Origin of the sequence: Frateuria sp. Soil773, assembly GCF_001428405.1 — a bacterium.
Taxonomy (GTDB): Bacteria; Pseudomonadota; Gammaproteobacteria; order Xanthomonadales; family Rhodanobacteraceae; genus LMSL01.
Genome location: NZ_LMSL01000038.1, coordinates 35300 through 50489, shown reverse-complemented (window position 1 = coordinate 50489; position 15190 = coordinate 35300). Strand labels below are relative to the sequence as shown.

Genomic DNA, 15190 nt, shown 5'->3' with positions numbered 1-15190 from the left:
CCGAACGCCATGACCGTTTCCACCCAACTTTCGAGGATCGTGCCGTGAGCCAGAGAAATTCCTATGCCGTCGGCACCGGCCTATTCATCGTGCTCGGCTTCGCCGCGCTGGCCTACCTGGCGACCCAGACCACCTCGGTGGCGAACAGCCGCCAGGGGCGCAGCTACACGGTCGAGGCGCACTTCGCCAACATCGGCCAGTTGAAGGAGCGCGCGCCGGTGAAGGTGGCCGGCGTGCGCGTCGGCCAGGTGCAGTCGATCGCGCTCGACCCGGCGCGCGAGGCGGCGGACGTGAAGCTGTCGATCGACCAGCGCTACAGCAAGATCCCGGTGGACTCGGTGGCGACGATCTACACCAGCGGACTGCTCGGCGACCAGTACGTCGGCATCCAGTACGGCAGCTCGGCCAAGAGCGTGGCCGACGGCGGCACGCTGGCGCTGACCAGGCCGGCGCAGCAACTGGAGGAGATGCTGGGCAAGTTCTTCGGCGCCGGCGGCTCGGCCGACAACCTCGGCGGCACCTACCTGCTCAAGGCCCGCTTCACCAACGTCGGCGCGCTCTCCGCCGGCGCGCCGGTGAAGATGGCCGGCGTGGCCATCGGCAGCGTGCAGTCGGTGCAGGCCGACCCGGTCAAGCTGGACGCCCTGGTGACCCTGGCGATCGACAAGAAATACGGCCAGATCCCGGACGATTCGGCCGCCGCGGTGTTCACCAGCGGTTTGATCGGCACCCAGTACGTTGCGATCCAGCCCGGCGGCTCGCCGGAGCCGCTGAAGGACGGCGACGAGATGGTGCTGACCCAGTCGGCGATGCAGCTGGAAGACCTGATCGGCAAGTTCCTCGTCAACGGCTCGCCCGGCGACAAGAAGCCGGGCGAAGGTTCGTCATCCACTCCCCCGGCCGGCAAGCAGTAGGCGCCGGCCTCCCGCAGTTGAACCGCAGACAGTCGAATCTCAGACAGTCGAACCCAGGAGTTAACCCATGTTGCGCAGTCTGGCTCTCGCCACCGCCATCGCATTCTGCGGCGTGGTCGCCGCACCGGTCTTCGCCCAGGACGCCGCCGCCGCGGCGCCGGCTTCCCAGCAGACGCCCGTGCAGGTGGTGCAAACCATCGCGCACGAGCTGGACAGCACCATCGCCGGCCACCGCGACGAACTGAAGAACGACAAGGACAAGTTGATCGCGGTGATCGACGACGTGTTCCTGCCGCACTTCGACATCGACTACGCCTCGATCCTGGTGCTCGGCCAGCATGCCCGCGAGGCGACGCCACAGCAGCGCGACCGCTTCGCCAAGGCGTTCTACAACTCGATCACCCACCGCTACGCCGAAGGCCTGCTCAACTACACCAAGGGCGCGGTGAAGGTGCTGCCGTTCAACGGCGACCTCAACGACAAGCGCACCGTGGTGCGCACCCAGGTGGTGCTCGACGACGGCAAGAAGCTGTCGGTCGACTACGCGTTCCGCAAGAGCAAGAGCGGCGACTGGAAGGCCTACGACGTGATCATCGAAGGCATCTCCTACGTCACCAACTACCGCAACCAGGTCGATGCGGAGATCCGCAAGGTCGGCATCGACAAGCTGATCTCGAACCTGGAGACCCAGGGCGAGAAGGCGCTGGAGACGATGGAGAAGGAAGGCAAGGCGTCGCCATGAGCCAGGCGTTCCGGCTGTCGCGCGAGGCGCCGCGGGTGCTCGGGGTCGGCGGCGAGCTGACGTTCGCCACCGCGGCCGCCGCGTTGCCGGCGATCGTCCAGGCGCTGGCCGCCGAGCCGTGCGACCGGCTCGACCTGGCCGGCGTGGAGCGCAGCGACAGCGCCGGCCTGGCCTGCGTGCTGGCGGTGCAGGCCGACATGGCGCAGCGCGGGCGCCCGCTGCAGGTGAGCAACGTGCCCGCCGGCATGCGCGCGCTGGCGCTGGTGTGCGAGGTGGACGGCCTGATGGCCTGAGCACGGCTCTCGCCGCCGGCATGGAAAAGGGGCCCGAGGGCCCCTTTTTCGTCGCCGCGTCCCGGCCGGTTCAGGGCTGGCGCGAGGCCTGGCCCGAGTGCTTGTTCTCCCACTGGTGCTGCTCGTCCAGCAACTGCTCGGGATCGAAGTTGCTGTCGTCCAGGCCCTGCATTTGCTGGATGACGGAGGCCGGCGGGTTGCCGTCGTAGATCTGGTACAGCCGGCGCTGCCGGTAGGCGTCGCGCAGGAACACGTAGGGATCGTAGGCCGATTCCAGGAAGCTCTCCGCGTCGATCGCGCGCGCGCGAATGGTCACCAGGTAGAACAGTTGCGGCAGGTACTGCTGGTGGTACTCGTAGTGGTTGTTGCGCGCATAGAGGCTCAGCGGGTCGAAGAAGTAGCTGTCCACCGGCATGCGCCACACGTCGCGCACGGTGGTCGGGCCGACGAAGGGCAGCATCAGGAAGTCGCCCTCGGGCACGCCCCAGCGGGCCAGGGTGACGCCGAAGTCGTTGTCCTCCAGCGGGATGCCGAGCTGGCTGGCCGGGTCGAAGAAGCCGCCCACGCCCAGGGTCAGGTTGACCAGGAAGCGGCCGGTGCTCTGCACCGCCTGCTTCGGGCGCGCCTGCAGCAGGTCGTTGGCCACCGTGATCGGCATGCGGATGTTGGTGAAGAAGTCGCTGAACGCGCGGCGCACCGGCGGGTTGGTGACCTTGCGGTAGCCCACGGCGACGGGCCGGATGATCGCCTTGTCCAGCGAGTCGTTGAACGCGTAGACCTTGCGGTTGAACTTCTCGAGCGGATCGTCGGTACGCGGCTTGGCGATGGCGCAGCCGGCCAGCAGCGCAACCAGGGCCAACGGCAGCACGCGACCGAGCGCGGGGAGGCGGAGTAGGCGGGGCATCGGCGTATAAGGATCCACTACGGGGAAGGGTGCCGCATAAGTGTACCGCTTGGTTTTATAATGTGTACAGGTTTCGGCGGTCTTTCGGCGGGCCTGCCGCCAGCAAACCGCGCATGATACGCGCATGCCGCATTGCCAGCCAAGCGGCGGCTGGCTACACTGTCAACCCTTATAAGTCGCTTTAACGCTTAAGGATTTCACAATGGCACGCATTACCGTGGAAGACTGCCTCGAGGTGGTCGACAACCGATTCGAGCTGGTCCTGATGGCGACCAAGCGCGCCCGCCAGCTCGAAAAGGGTGCCGAGCCGGCGGTCAACCCCGAGCATGACAAGCCGACCGTGGTGGCGCTGCGCGAGATCGCCGACCGCCGCATCGACCAGGCCACCATCGACGAGATCGACAAGGCCGAGCGCGAGCGCGCCGAGCGCGAGGCGCTGGAGTGGGCTGCGGCCGAAGTGGACGACGACCTCTCCAAGGGCGGGGACGACTGATGCAGGACGGCGGCTGTCGAACACGCAGTCGCCGCGCCGCCGTAGCCGGCGGCATCGTCTCGTTGGTCGATCCTGTCTGCGCGGTGGTTACCTGAGCGGGCAGCGCACAGCCTTGCCAGCGGCCACGCCTTCCCCAGTCGTGGAACCGTCCGTGCTGCCTCCGTACGTCCTTGCCCTTAAAGAACGCGTCGCCTACCTGCCCGAGGCGCAGGTGGCACGGGTGCTGCGCGCCTACGAGGTGGGTGCGCACGCGCATGCGGGGCAGGCGCGCAAGAGCGGCGAGCCGTACATCACCCACCCGGTCGCGGTGGCGGGCATCCTGGCCGAGCTGGGGCTGGACGCGGAAACCATCATCGCGGCGATCCTGCACGACACGCTGGAGGACACCGCGCTCAGCCGCGAGGCGCTGGCCGGCGAGTTCGGCGAGGTCGTGGCGGACCTGGTCGACGGCGTCACCAAGCTGGACAAGATGCGCTTCAGCAGCCGGCAGGAGGCCGACGCGGAAAGCTTCCGCAAGATGCTGCTGGCGATGGCGCGCGACATCCGGGTGATCCTGATCAAGCTGGCCGACCGCCTGCACAACATGCGCACGCTGGGCGCCAAGGACAACTCCTCGCGCCGCCGCATCGCCCGCGAGACGCTGGAGATCTACGCGCCGATCGCGCAGCGGCTGGGCATGAACAAGTTCAAGGCCGAGCTGCAGGACCTCGGCTTCCGCTCGCTGTATCCGGACCGCTACCGCGTCATCAGCGAGCGCATCCGCGCCGCGCTCGGCAACCGCCGCGAGGCGATGGCGAAGATCGAGACGGCGCTGTCGGCGCGACTCGCCGCCGACCATCTGCCGGCCCGCGTGGTCGGGCGGATCAAGTCGCCGTGGAGCATCTATTCGAAGATGCGCAGCGAGCACAAGAGCTTTGCCCAACTGATGGATGTGTACGGCTTCCGCGTGGTGGTCGATAGCGCGGTGAGCTGCTACATGGCGCTGGGCGCGGTGCATGCGCTGTACAAGCCGGTGGACCGCCGCTTCAAGGACTTCATCGCGATCCCGAAGGCGAACGGCTACCAATCGCTGCACACCGTGCTGCTGGGGCCGTTCGGCGCGCCGATCGAGGTGCAGATCCGCACCGCCGAGATGGATTCGGTGGCCGAGCGCGGCGTGGCCGCGCACTGGGCCTACAAGACCGACTCGGGTCCGGCCAACAGCGCGCAGGCGCGCGCGCGCGAGTGGCTGTCCTCGCTGGCCGACAGCCAGGCGAACACCGCCTCGTCGGCCGAGTTCATCGAGAACGTCAAGATCGACCTGTTCCCGGACGAGGTCTACCTGTTCACGCCGCGCGGCGACATCCTGTCGCTGCCGCGCAACGCCACCGCGCTGGATTTCGCCTACGCCGTGCACACCGACGTGGGCGACCACGCGGTGGCCGCGCGCGTGGACAAGAAGCTGCTGCCGCTGCGCACGCGGCTGGAATCTGGCCAACTGGTGGAGATCATCACCGCGCCGTCGGCGGTGCCGAACCCGGCCTGGCTGGAGTTCGTGGTCACCGGCAAGGCGCGCACCGCGATCCGCCAGTACCTGAAGCACCTGCAGCACGAGGACGCGGTGGATTTCGGCCACCGCATGCTGGACCGCGCGCTGGACACGCTGGGCACCAACCTCGACGCGATCCCGCCGGCCGTGCTGGACCGCTTCCTGGAGGAGTCCAAGCTGCGCCGGCTGGAGGAGCTGCTGTCCGACATCGCGCTGGGCAACCGCATGCCCGACCAGGTGGCGAGGCAACTGGTGGCGTCGCGCGGTGGCGATGCCGCCGCCGGCCTGCCGGCGGTGCCGCACGCCAGCGAGAAGATCCGCATCACCGGCGCCGAGCGCGGCGTGCTCAGCTTCGGCAACTGCTGCCATCCGCTGCCGGGCGACGAGATCATCGGCTACCTGTCGTCGGGCAAGGGCATCGTGGTGCACCGGGTCGAATGCCCGAACGTGGTGGAGCTGCGCAAGTCGCCCGAGCGCTGCGTGGCGATCGAATGGGGCCGCGAGGTGCAGGGCGACTACCGCGCCGAGCTGCGCATCGAGGTGATCAACCGCCCCGGCGTGCTGGCCACCGTGGCGGCGGCTATCGCCGCCGCCGACTCGAACATCGAGAACGTGGAATACGTCGAGCGCGACGCCGCCGCCGCCACCATGCTGTTCACGATGGAAGTGAAGAACCGCAAGCACCTCGCCGACGTGATCCGCCGCGTGCGCCGCACCGGCGTGGTCAGCGGCGCCTACCGCTATCCGATCTGAGCCCTTGCCCATGACTGCCGCTACCGCACTGATCGTCATCGACCTGCAGGCCGGCGTGCTCGAAGGCTGCTTCGACGCCGACGGCGTGGTGGCGCGCACCCGCGCCCTGGTGGAACGCGCGCGCGCCGCCGCGGTGCCGGTGGTGTGGGTGCAGCACGAGGACGAGTACATGCCGCGCGGCAGCCCGCTCTGGCAGTGGGTGGACGGGCTCGATCCGGCGCCGCTCGAGGTGCGCGTATTCAAGACCTGCTGGGATTCCTTCGCCGACACGCCACTGCGCGAGGTGCTGGAAGGGATGGGCGCACGGCGCCTGGTCGTGGCCGGCGCGCAGAGCGACTACTGCATCCGCACCACGGCGCAGCGGGCCGCGGCGGACGGCTACGAGGTGCTGCTGGCCGGCGACGCCCACACCACCGCGGACAGCGCCTTCGGCGGCGTGGCGATGAGCGGCGAGCAGATCGTGGCGCACGTCAACGGCTACTTCGCCGGCCTGCGCTATCCGGGCACCCGGGTCGGCATCGCCGCGCACGACGTGATCGCGTTCTGACCGGCAGCGTTCCGGCCGGGCATGCGCTGGCCGGATACCCGGGTGGCCGGTTTACACTGGCGGGCCTTACCCGCCACGAGGCCTCCGCCATGTCCCACAGCATCATCCACACCGAGCAGGCGCCCGCCGCGATCGGGCCGTATTCGCAGGCCGTGCGCGCCGGCGACACCGTCTACTTCTCCGGCCAGATCCCGCTGGACCCGGCCACCGGCGCCCTGGTCGACGGCGACATCGCCACGCAGACCCGCCGCGTGTTCGACAACCTCGCGGCGGTCGCGCAGGCCGCCGGCGGCTCGCTGGCGCAGATCGTGCGCGTGGGCATCTACGTCACCGACCTGGCCAACTTCGCCGCGGTCAACGCGGTGATGGCCGAGTACTTCCAGCAGCCGTACCCGGCGCGCTCCACCATCGAGGTCGCCGGCCTGCCCAAGGGTGCGCAGGTCGAGGTCGATGCGGTGATGGTGCTGGGCTGATCGCGCGGGCCGGCATGCGCCGACGCGCCAACCGGAGGCCCACGCTGGGTCGGCGCCGGATGCTCGGCTAGGCTAGCCGCCATGCCTGTTCGACCTTCCCGTTCCCCCGCCGTGCCGGACGATCCCGGCCTGATGCCGGTGGCCGCGCTGCACGGCGTCGGGCCGGCCCTGGCCGAGACCCTGGCGCGGCTCGGGCTGGAACGCGTGCAGGATCTGTGGTTCCACCTGCCGCTGCGCTACGAGGACCGGACCCGGGTCAGCGCGATCGCGGACCTGCGCGCCGGCGAGCGGGCCCAGGTGGCGGGCGTGGTCGAGGCGGTCGAGCGCGGGTTCCGCTACCGGCCGCAACTGAAGGTAGCGATCGGCGACGATTCGCGCCGGACCCTGGTGCTGCGCTTCTTCCATTTCCGCCGCGCCCAGGTCGAGCAGTTGCAGCCCGGCACCCGGCTGCTCTGCTACGGCGAAGTGCGCCATGGCGCGCAGGGGCTGGAGATGGTGCATCCGCAGTACCAGCGGCTGGCCGCGGACGAGCTGGCGACGGTCGACGAGGCGCTGAGCCCGGTCTACCCGACCACCGAGGGGCTGGGGCAGAAGCGCCTGGCCGCGGTGATCGCCAAGGCGCTGGCCCTGCTGCCGGACGAGGCGCGGCTGGAGCTGATCCCGCCGGCGCTGTGCGCCGAGCACGGGCTGGGCTCGCTGCGCGAGGCGCTGCTCTACGTGCACCGGCCGCCGCCGGACGCGCATCTTGGGCAGCTCACCCTGGGCCGGCATCCGGCCCAGCAGCGGCTCGCCTTCGAGGAACTGCTGACCCAGCACCTCAGCCTGCGGCGCATGCGCGCGGCGGTGCGCCGGCGGCGCTCGCCGGTGTTCGACGGGCCGGACGACCTGCGCCGGCAATTGCTGGCGGGCCTGCCGTTCCGGCTGACCGCCGCGCAGCAGCGGGTGGCGCGGGAGGTCGCGGCCGATATGTCGCAGCCCAAGCCGATGCTGCGGCTGGTGCAGGGCGACGTCGGCTCTGGCAAGACGGTGGTCGCAGCGCTGGCCGCGCTGGCCGCCGTGGCGTCCGGCTACCAGGTCGCGCTGATGGCGCCGACCGAGCTGCTGGCCGAGCAGCACCTGCGCAATTTCCGGCATTGGCTGGAGCCGCTCGGCGTAGCGGTGGAGTGGCTGGCCGGCAAGGTGCAGGGCAGGGCGCGCAAGCAGGCCCTGCAGCGCGTGCTGGAGGGCGCGCCGGTGGTGGTCGGCACGCATGCGTTGATGCAGGAGGGTGTGGCGTTCGCGCGGCTGGGGCTGGTGATCGTGGACGAGCAGCACCGCTTCGGCGTGCAGCAGCGGCTCGCGCTGCGCGACAAGGGACTGGAGGGCGAGCAGGTGCCGCACCAACTGGTGCTGACCGCGACGCCGATCCCGCGCACGCTGGCGATGAGCGCGTATGCGGACCTGGACGTGTCCTCCATCGACGAACTGCCGCCGGGACGCACGCCGGTGCAGACCGTCGCCGTTTCCAACGCGCGCCGCGCCGAGGTGATCGAGCGGATCCGCGTGGCCTGCGCCGAAGGGCGGCAGGTGTACTGGGTGTGCACCCTGATCGAGGAATCCGAGCAACTGCGCGCGCAGGCCGCCGAGGTGGCGCACGCGGAGCTGGCCGCGGCACTGGACGGCGGTCGGGTCGGGCTGATCCACGGCCGCATGAAGCCGAGGGAAAAGCAGGCGGTGATGGACGCCTTCAAGGCCGGCGCGCTGGCGGTGCTGGTCGCCACCACGGTGATCGAGGTGGGCGTGGACGTGCCCAACGCCAGCCTGATGGTGATCGAGAACAGCGAACGGCTGGGCCTGGCCCAGTTGCATCAGTTGCGCGGCCGGGTCGGTCGCGGCGCGGTCGCGTCCAACTGCGTGCTGCTGTACCAGCCGCCGCTGGGCCAACTTGCGCGCGAGCGGCTGCAGGTGATGCGCGAGACCAGCGACGGCTTCCGCATCGCCGAGAAGGATCTCGAACTGCGCGGCCCCGGCGAGGTGCTGGGCACGCGCCAGACCGGCCAGCTCAGCTTCCGCATCGCCGACCTGGCGCGCGACGCGCACCTGCTGCCGGCGGTGCAGCAGGTCGGCGCGCACCTGCTGGCCCGGCATCCGCGCGAGGCGGAACGCCTGATCGAGCGCTGGATCGGCGGCGCCGCGCGCTATGCGCATGCGTGAAGCGGGCGGCGCTGCTCTCCGCGCCGGCCTGCGCGCATCGCTCCTTTGCTAAGCTGATCCATTCTCCGCCATCCCATCGCTTCATGACCCGACCGCAATTGCTGATCGATACCGACCCCGGCGTGGACGACGCGCTGGCGATCCTGATGGCCTACGAGCATGCCGACGTCGCCGGCCTGAGCGTGGCCGCCGGCAACGTCGGCCTGGCGCATACCGTGCGCAACGCCTGCGTGCTGGTTGACCTGGTGAAGGCGCGGACGCCGGTGTTCGCCGGTTGCCCGTCGCCGCTGGTGCGCGCGCCGGAAGAGGACGCCGCCTTCGTGCACGGCCGGGACGGCTTCGGCGACGTCGGCTTCGCCGCGCCGGCATCGGCTGCGGCGGCGGAGCAGGCCGCGCTGGCGCTGCTGCGGCTGACCCGCGAGCGGCCGGGCGAGCTGACCCTGGTGGCGCTGGCCCCCCTGACCAACCTCGCGCTGGCGCTGCGGCTGGACCCGAGCCTGCCCGAGCGCGTGGCGCGCCTGGTGGTGATGGGCGGCGCGGTGAACGGGCACGGCAACACCGGCACGCTGCCGGCCGAATTCAACATCGGCTTCGACCCGGAGGCGGCGCACGTGGTGTTCGGTGCGTTCCCGCAGTTCGACCTGGTCGACTGGGAACTGACCCTGCGCCACGCCTTCGACGAGGACGAATTCGACGCCTGGCTCGCCGCCGGCGACCATCGCGCGGACTTCTACGGCAGGATCTGCCAGGTGGCGCGCAACACCAACCGCGAGCGCGGCCGCCGCGGCGTCATCGCCGCCGACGCGCTGGCGATGGCGGTGGCGATCGACCCGTCGCTGGTGCTGCGCAGCGAATCGCGCCACGTGGCGGTGGAACTGGACGGCCGGCTGACCCGCGGCGCCACCGTGGTCGACTGGACCGGCCGGCTGGCCCGGCCGGCGAACGCGCGGGTGGTGCTGGAGCTGGACCAGCCGCGCTTCGCCGCGATGGTGCGGCGGGCGCTGGGCGCGTAGCCCGCCGCCGGCCGCCGCAAGCCCCTGATCCGGCTTGCCATGCGGCGGCCGGGTTCGCTACAATGCCGCTCTTTTCACGCACGCTTTGAGTCCGTCATGAAGCCCGATATCCATCCGAATTACCGCCAGGTGGTGTTCCAGGACCTGTCGTCCGACTTCGCGTTCCTGACGCGCTCGACGATCGCCACCAAGGAAACCGTCAAGTGGGAAGACGGCAACGAGTACCCGCTGATCAAGGTGGATATCTCCAGCCATTCGCACCCGTTCTACACCGGCAAGCAGAAGACGCTGGACGTGGGCGGCCGCGTCGACAAGTTCCGTCGCCGCTACGCGCAGAAGTAAGCGCCGAAGCGATCCGCCGCCCGCAGGGCGCGGCACGGTGACGACCGGAATCCGGACACGGGGCGGGCAGCGGCTCGCCCCGTGTCTTTTCGCGTCCGCCGTTCGACCATCCGCCTACGGATGTTCATCCGGCGTTGTGCGATAATGCGCAGGTTGCATCGTTCGCTTTCCCCGGCGCGATGCCCCATTCCCTTGCCGGCTGGCGTCGTTATCCGGATGCCCCGGCGGTGACATCTGCGAAGGAGGTTCCCGTGTCCGATCCCAAGGTCGTCAAGCTGGTCGACGAGTCGAGCAACCGCAGCACCGAGCTGCCCCTGATCAGCGGCACGCTGGGCCCGGCCTGCATCGACATCAGCCCGTTGTACAAGGACACCGGTCACTTCACCTACGACCCGGGCTACGGCAGCACCGCCAGCACCAAGAGCGCGATCACCTACATCGACGGCGACCAGGGCGTGCTGCTGTACCGCGGCTACCCGATCGAGCAACTGGCGGAGAAGTCCAGCTTCCTGGAGGTGGCCTACCTGCTGCTCAACGGCGAGCTGCCGAACAAGGCCGAGTTCAGCGGCTTCGAGCACCAGATCACGCATCACACGATGATGCACGAGTCGCTGAAGAACTTCTTCCAGGGCTTCCACCACGACGCGCACCCGATGGCCATGCTGGCCGCCTCGGTCGCCTCGCTGTCGGCGTTCTACCACGACGACCTGAACGTGGAGAACCCGGAAGACCGCAAGCTGGCCGCGATCCGCCTGATCGCCAAGATGCCGACCATCGCCGCCGCCTGCTACCGCTACTCGATCGGCTGGCCGCTGCGCTATCCGCGCAACAACCTCGAATACGTCGACCGCTTCCTGCACATGATGTTCGAGGTGCCGAGCGAACCGCTGCAACTGAGCCCGGTGGCCGCCAAGGCGCTGGACCTGCTGTTCATCCTGCACGCCGACCACGAGCAGAACGCCTCCACCTCCACCGTGCGGCTGGTCGGCTCCACCGGCGCCAATCCGTACGCCTCGATCGCGGCCGGCATCACCGCGCTGTGGGGCCCGGCGCACGGCGGCGCCAACGAGGCGGTGCTCAAGCAGCTCGAGGAGATCGGCTCGCCGGACAAGGTCGAGACGGCGGTCAAGCGCGCCAAGGACAAGAACGACAGCTTCCGCCTGATGGGCTTCGGCCACCGCGTGTACAAGAACTTCGACCCGCGCGCGAAGATCATCCGCGAGATGTGCCACAAGGTGCTCGCCGAGCTGGGCGTCAACGACCCGCTGCTCGACGTGGCGATGAAGCTGGAGGAGGCGGCGCTGAAGGACGAATACTTCGTCGAGCGCAAGCTGTACCCGAACGTCGACTTCTACTCGGGCATCATCTACAAGGCGCTGGGCATCCCGACCGAGATGTTCACCGTGATGTTCGCCATCGCGCGCACCGCCGGCTGGATCGCGCACTGGATCGAGCAGCACGAGACCCCGGGATCGCGCATCGGCCGCCCGCGCCAGATCTACACCGGCGCCGACGTGCGCGACTACGTGCCCGCCGACAAGCGCTGATCCCCGCCCGGCAGCACGAACCGCAGGACGCCCCGGCCGGTCGGCCGGGGCGTCCTGCTTTGGGCGGTCAGCGCAGCGCGGCCGACAGTTTGCGTTCGAACGCGTCGTCGGCAGCGTCGTCCTCGGCGAGCAGTTCCTCGACCGCCGCCAGCGAGGCGCGCTGCATCGGCTTCTCGTCGATGCGGTCGAGCGGTGCCTGGCGCAGCGCGTCGAGCGGCATCACGGTGAGGTCGAAGGGGATGTCGTCGGCGGCGAACAGCAGCACCGGGTAGTCGGCCTGCTCGCTGCGGTTCAGGCGCAGCCGGCGCGTCTGAAGTTCCACCGGCACGCCGTGCTCGCGCAGGAACAGCGTGACGGCTTCGGGATCGTCGCTGAACACGTGCAGGCAGACCGCGGAGTGCGCGTCGGCGGTGCCGTCCAGCACCGCGCCGACCAGGCGCGGCTCGTAGGTGGCGAGGAAGCGCATCGCCTCGGCGGCCGCCTCGCGCCGCCGCCGCACCCGCTGCGGCTGGCTGTCGGCGTGGAAGATGCGCTGGTGCTCGCGCAGCGCCTGCTCGATCTCGTGGTTGCGCGGCAGCGCCTGGGCATCGACGATGCCGAGCCGTTCGGCGGCCTTCAGCTTGGCGTGGTGGAAGTCGCGGATGCCGTGCTCGCTCATCAGCCGCGCGGCCTCCTGGGCGACGCGCAGGCGGTTGCGCTGCATGCGGTCCTGCGCGTGGATGCGGTGGTGCTCGCCTCGTGTCATGGTCGCTCCATCGCTGTGGCCGTCCGCGGGAAGCATGCCGCAAGCGAGGCCGCTCCCGCGTGACGGTTTCGTGTCCGCCCGCTCAGAAGATATCGTAGGCGTGCTGCTGCGGGTCGTCCTGTTGCTGCTGCGCGGCCTGGGCGCGCAGGCGGTCGACGTCCTCCACCTTCATCCATTCGTTGATGCCGTCGGGATCGCCGGCGGAGGTGGGCAGGCCGCTCTGGCGGTTGATCAGCACGGTGCTGATCCCGGGCGGCATCGACAGGGTGCTGGAGGGGGCGTCCTTGAGCACCTTGCCCATGTAGTCCATCCAGATCGGCAGGGCCGCCTTGGCGCCGAATTCGCCCCGGCCCAGCGAGCTGAAATCGTCGAAGCCGACCCACGCCGCGGTGGAGAGGTCGCCGTTGAAGCCGACGAACCAGGCGTCGCGGTGGTCGTTGGTGGAGCCGGTCTTGCCGGCCAGGTCGTCGCGGCCGAGCGACTTGGCGGCGAAGCCGGTGCCGCGCAGGATCACGTCCTTCATCAGCGAGGTGATCAGGTAGTCGTTGCGCACGTCGATGACCTGGGGCGCCAGCAGCGGCGGATGCGCGCCGTCGTGCGCGTCGGCGGGCAGCACAGCGTCGCCGACGCCGGCGACGCTGGAGGCCGGCGCCGGCGTGCTGGATGCCTGGGCCACGCCGTTGGCCGGGGTCTTGATCATGTCCGCCGGCGGCGGGCCGGGCGGGCGGGTGTCCAGCAGGCGTTCCTGGCAGGTGCGGCAGGCGCGCGCCGGGTTGGCCACGTAGACGGGCTTGCCGTCGCGGTCGTCGATCTCGCTGATGAAGTACGGCGTGACCAGGTAGCCGCCGTTGGCGAACACCGAGTAGCCGCGCGCCATGCCCATCGGCGACACCGAGGCGGTGCCCAGCGCCATCGACAGGTTGTTGGGCAGGGCATCGAGCGCGAAGCCGAAGCGGGTGAGGTAGTCGCGCGCGTAGCGCACGCCGATCGCGTCGAGCAGGCGCACCGAGACCAGGTTCTTCGATTTCACCAGCGCCTCGCGCAGGCGGATCGGGCCGTCGAACTTGCCGTCGTCGTTGGCCGGCGCCCAGATGCCGTCCGGGCGCGACGGGTCGGGCAGGGCCAGCGGCGCGTCGTTGACGATCGAGGCCGGCGTGAAGCCGCGGTCGAAGGCGGCCGAATAGATGTAGGGCTTGAAGCTGGAGCCGGGCTGGCGCGCGGCCATCACCGCGCGGTTGAACTTGCTGCGCAGGAAGTTGAAGCCGCCGACCAGGGCCTGGATCGAGCCGTCTTCGGGGTTCACCGAGACCAGCGAGCCCTGCACCGCCGGGATCTGGGTCAACTGCCAGTCGCCTTTCTCGTTGCGCGACAGGCGCACGATGTCGCCGCGCTTGAGTACGGCGTCCACCCTCTTGGGCGCGGCGCCGATGCGCGTCTCGCTGATGTAGGGGCGCGCCCAGCCGACGGCGGCGAGATCGAGCGTCGCCGTCTCGCGGTTGGCCATGTACAGCGTGGCCTGGTCCGCCGAGGCGGCGGTGACGATGGCCGGCTGCATGCCGGCGATGTCGGTGTAGCCGGACAGCAGGCGGTCGTAGTCCTCGCTGCCGGCGCTGGCGCCGAGTTCCTGGTGCGCCTCCGGGCCGCGCCAGCCGTGGCGACGGTCGTACTCGATCAGGCCGTTGCGCAGGGCGTCCACCGCGACCTGCTGGCGGTTGCTGGGTACGGTGGTCTTCACCACGTAGCCCTCGGTGAGCGCGTCGTTGCCGAGGCGGTCGAGCACCTGCAGGCGTACCATCTCGGCGAGGTAGGGCGCGTCCAGCTCGATCGGCTGTTCGTGCGGGTAGGCGCGGTTCGGCTCGGCCACCGCCTGGTCGTGCTCGGCCTTGCTGATGTAGTGGTTCTCCAGCATCTGGCCGAGCACCCAGTTGCGGCGGGCGAGCATGCGCCTGGGGTTGTTCAGCGGGTTGACCACCGACGGCAACTGGAAGGTCGAGGCGATCGTCGCGCACTCGGCGGTGGTCAACTGGTCGAGCGTCTTGCCGTAGTAATAGGACGCCGCCGCCGCCACGCCGTAGGAGCGGTGGCCGAGGAACATCTTGTTGAGGTAGAGCTCGAGGATCTGGTCCTTGCTCAGCTCGCTCTCCATGCGCAGCGCGATGAAGATCTCGGTGAGCTTGCGCGAGTAGAGCTTTTCAGGGCTCAGGAAGAAATTGCGCGCGACCTGCTGGGTGATCGTCGATCCGCCGGGGCCCTTGTCGCCGCCGGAGATCACCACGTGCCAGCCGGCGCGCACGATGCCGTGCCAGTCCACGCCCGGATGGCGGTAGAAGTCGCCGTCCTCGGCCGAGAGCACGGCATGCTTGAGCCGGTCGGGCACCTCGGCGATGTTCACCGGGATGCGCCGGGTCTCGCCGAAGCTGGCGATCAGCTTGCCGTCCGCGCTGAGCACGCGCAGCGGCACCTGCATGTGGTAGTCCTTGAGCTTCGCCACCGAGGGCAGCCGGGGCTCGATCAGCCAGTAGGCCACGCCGACGGCGAGGACGGCCAGCAACAGGCCGGAGAAGGCCAGGATCAGGGCCCAGCGCAGCAACCGCTTCAAAATTCGCATGTGTGGTAGATGGTAGCGAGACCTGAGTCAAAACACGCCAGAGTATAGATGTTGCAGTATCTCCCGCCTGAGTCGGGGCTGAGCAGAGCGAAAAA

At 69.6% G+C, this 15190-nt stretch carries 14 protein-coding genes; 11 read left to right on the top strand and 3 right to left on the bottom strand.

Features of this window, described 5'->3' with window-relative positions:
- Positions 1 to 44 precede the first annotated feature (44 nt).
- From mlaD to ASG87_RS11810, 3 genes are all read left to right on the top strand, one after another.
- Positions 45 to 914 (top strand): outer membrane lipid asymmetry maintenance protein MlaD, encoded by an 870-nt coding sequence (mlaD, locus tag ASG87_RS11820; protein WP_056005128.1) that lies wholly within the window; start codon positions 45 to 47, stop codon positions 912 to 914.
- Positions 915 to 981: 67 nt separating this feature from the next.
- Entirely contained in the window at positions 982 to 1656 is a 675-nt protein-coding gene (locus ASG87_RS11815) for an ABC transporter substrate-binding protein (protein WP_056005127.1), read from the top strand.
- Positions 1653 to 1949, top strand: coding sequence for an STAS domain-containing protein (locus tag ASG87_RS11810; protein WP_056005126.1), 297 nt, complete (start codon positions 1653 to 1655; stop codon positions 1947 to 1949). Before ASG87_RS11815 ends, ASG87_RS11810 begins: the two co-directional genes overlap by 4 nt.
- 70 nt (positions 1950 to 2019) lie before the next feature.
- Here ASG87_RS11810 and ASG87_RS11805 read toward each other — a convergent pair whose 3' ends face one another.
- Complete coding sequence (locus ASG87_RS11805) at positions 2020 to 2853, bottom strand: VacJ family lipoprotein (RefSeq protein WP_056005125.1); 834 nt, start codon at positions 2851 to 2853, stop codon at positions 2020 to 2022.
- A gap of 202 nt (positions 2854 to 3055) precedes the next feature.
- Between ASG87_RS11805 and rpoZ the strand changes: the two genes are divergently transcribed.
- The 8 genes from rpoZ to ASG87_RS11765 all read left to right on the top strand — a co-directional run bounded on the left by rpoZ (position 3056) and on the right by ASG87_RS11765 (position 11742).
- A complete protein-coding gene (gene rpoZ / locus ASG87_RS11800) occupies positions 3056 to 3346 on the top strand; it encodes a DNA-directed RNA polymerase subunit omega (protein ID WP_056005123.1) in 291 nt (96 codons plus the stop codon).
- A gap of 112 nt (positions 3347 to 3458) precedes the next feature.
- Positions 3459 to 5627 carry a bifunctional (p)ppGpp synthetase/guanosine-3',5'-bis(diphosphate) 3'-pyrophosphohydrolase gene (locus ASG87_RS11795; RefSeq protein ID WP_056005121.1) on the top strand — a complete coding sequence of 723 codons (2169 nt, stop codon included), beginning with the start codon at positions 3459 to 3461 and terminating at the stop codon, positions 5625 to 5627.
- Positions 5628 to 5637: 10 nt separating this feature from the next.
- The gene (locus ASG87_RS11790) at positions 5638 to 6174 is read left to right on the top strand and encodes an isochorismatase family protein (protein ID WP_056005119.1); all 537 of its coding nucleotides are present in this window, start codon (positions 5638 to 5640) and stop codon (positions 6172 to 6174) included.
- A gap of 89 nt (positions 6175 to 6263) precedes the next feature.
- Complete coding sequence (locus ASG87_RS11785; RefSeq protein ID WP_056005117.1) at positions 6264 to 6647, top strand: RidA family protein; 384 nt, start codon at positions 6264 to 6266, stop codon at positions 6645 to 6647.
- An 81-nt stretch (positions 6648 to 6728) separates the two neighbouring features.
- Positions 6729 to 8840 (top strand): ATP-dependent DNA helicase RecG, encoded by a 2112-nt coding sequence (gene recG, locus ASG87_RS11780; RefSeq protein WP_056005115.1) that lies wholly within the window; start codon positions 6729 to 6731, stop codon positions 8838 to 8840.
- Between the two features lie 83 nt (positions 8841 to 8923).
- Positions 8924 to 9853, top strand: a complete 930-nt coding sequence (locus tag ASG87_RS11775; RefSeq protein ID WP_056005113.1) for a nucleoside hydrolase — start codon at positions 8924 to 8926, stop codon at positions 9851 to 9853.
- A gap of 96 nt (positions 9854 to 9949) precedes the next feature.
- Positions 9950 to 10195 carry a type B 50S ribosomal protein L31 gene (locus tag ASG87_RS11770; RefSeq protein WP_056005111.1) on the top strand — a complete coding sequence of 82 codons (246 nt, stop codon included), beginning with the start codon at positions 9950 to 9952 and terminating at the stop codon, positions 10193 to 10195.
- 251 nt (positions 10196 to 10446) lie between these two features.
- Positions 10447 to 11742, top strand: a complete 1296-nt coding sequence (locus tag ASG87_RS11765; protein WP_056005109.1) for a citrate synthase — start codon at positions 10447 to 10449, stop codon at positions 11740 to 11742.
- A gap of 67 nt (positions 11743 to 11809) precedes the next feature.
- On the opposite strand, the gene ASG87_RS11760 is transcribed toward ASG87_RS11765, so the two are convergent.
- The gene (locus ASG87_RS11760; protein WP_056005107.1) at positions 11810 to 12487 is read right to left on the bottom strand and encodes a hypothetical protein; all 678 of its coding nucleotides are present in this window, start codon (positions 12485 to 12487) and stop codon (positions 11810 to 11812) included.
- Between the two features lie 82 nt (positions 12488 to 12569).
- Entirely contained in the window at positions 12570 to 15095 is a 2526-nt protein-coding gene (locus tag ASG87_RS11755; protein WP_056005105.1) for a penicillin-binding protein 1A, read from the bottom strand.
- Positions 15096 to 15190 lie beyond the last annotated feature (95 nt).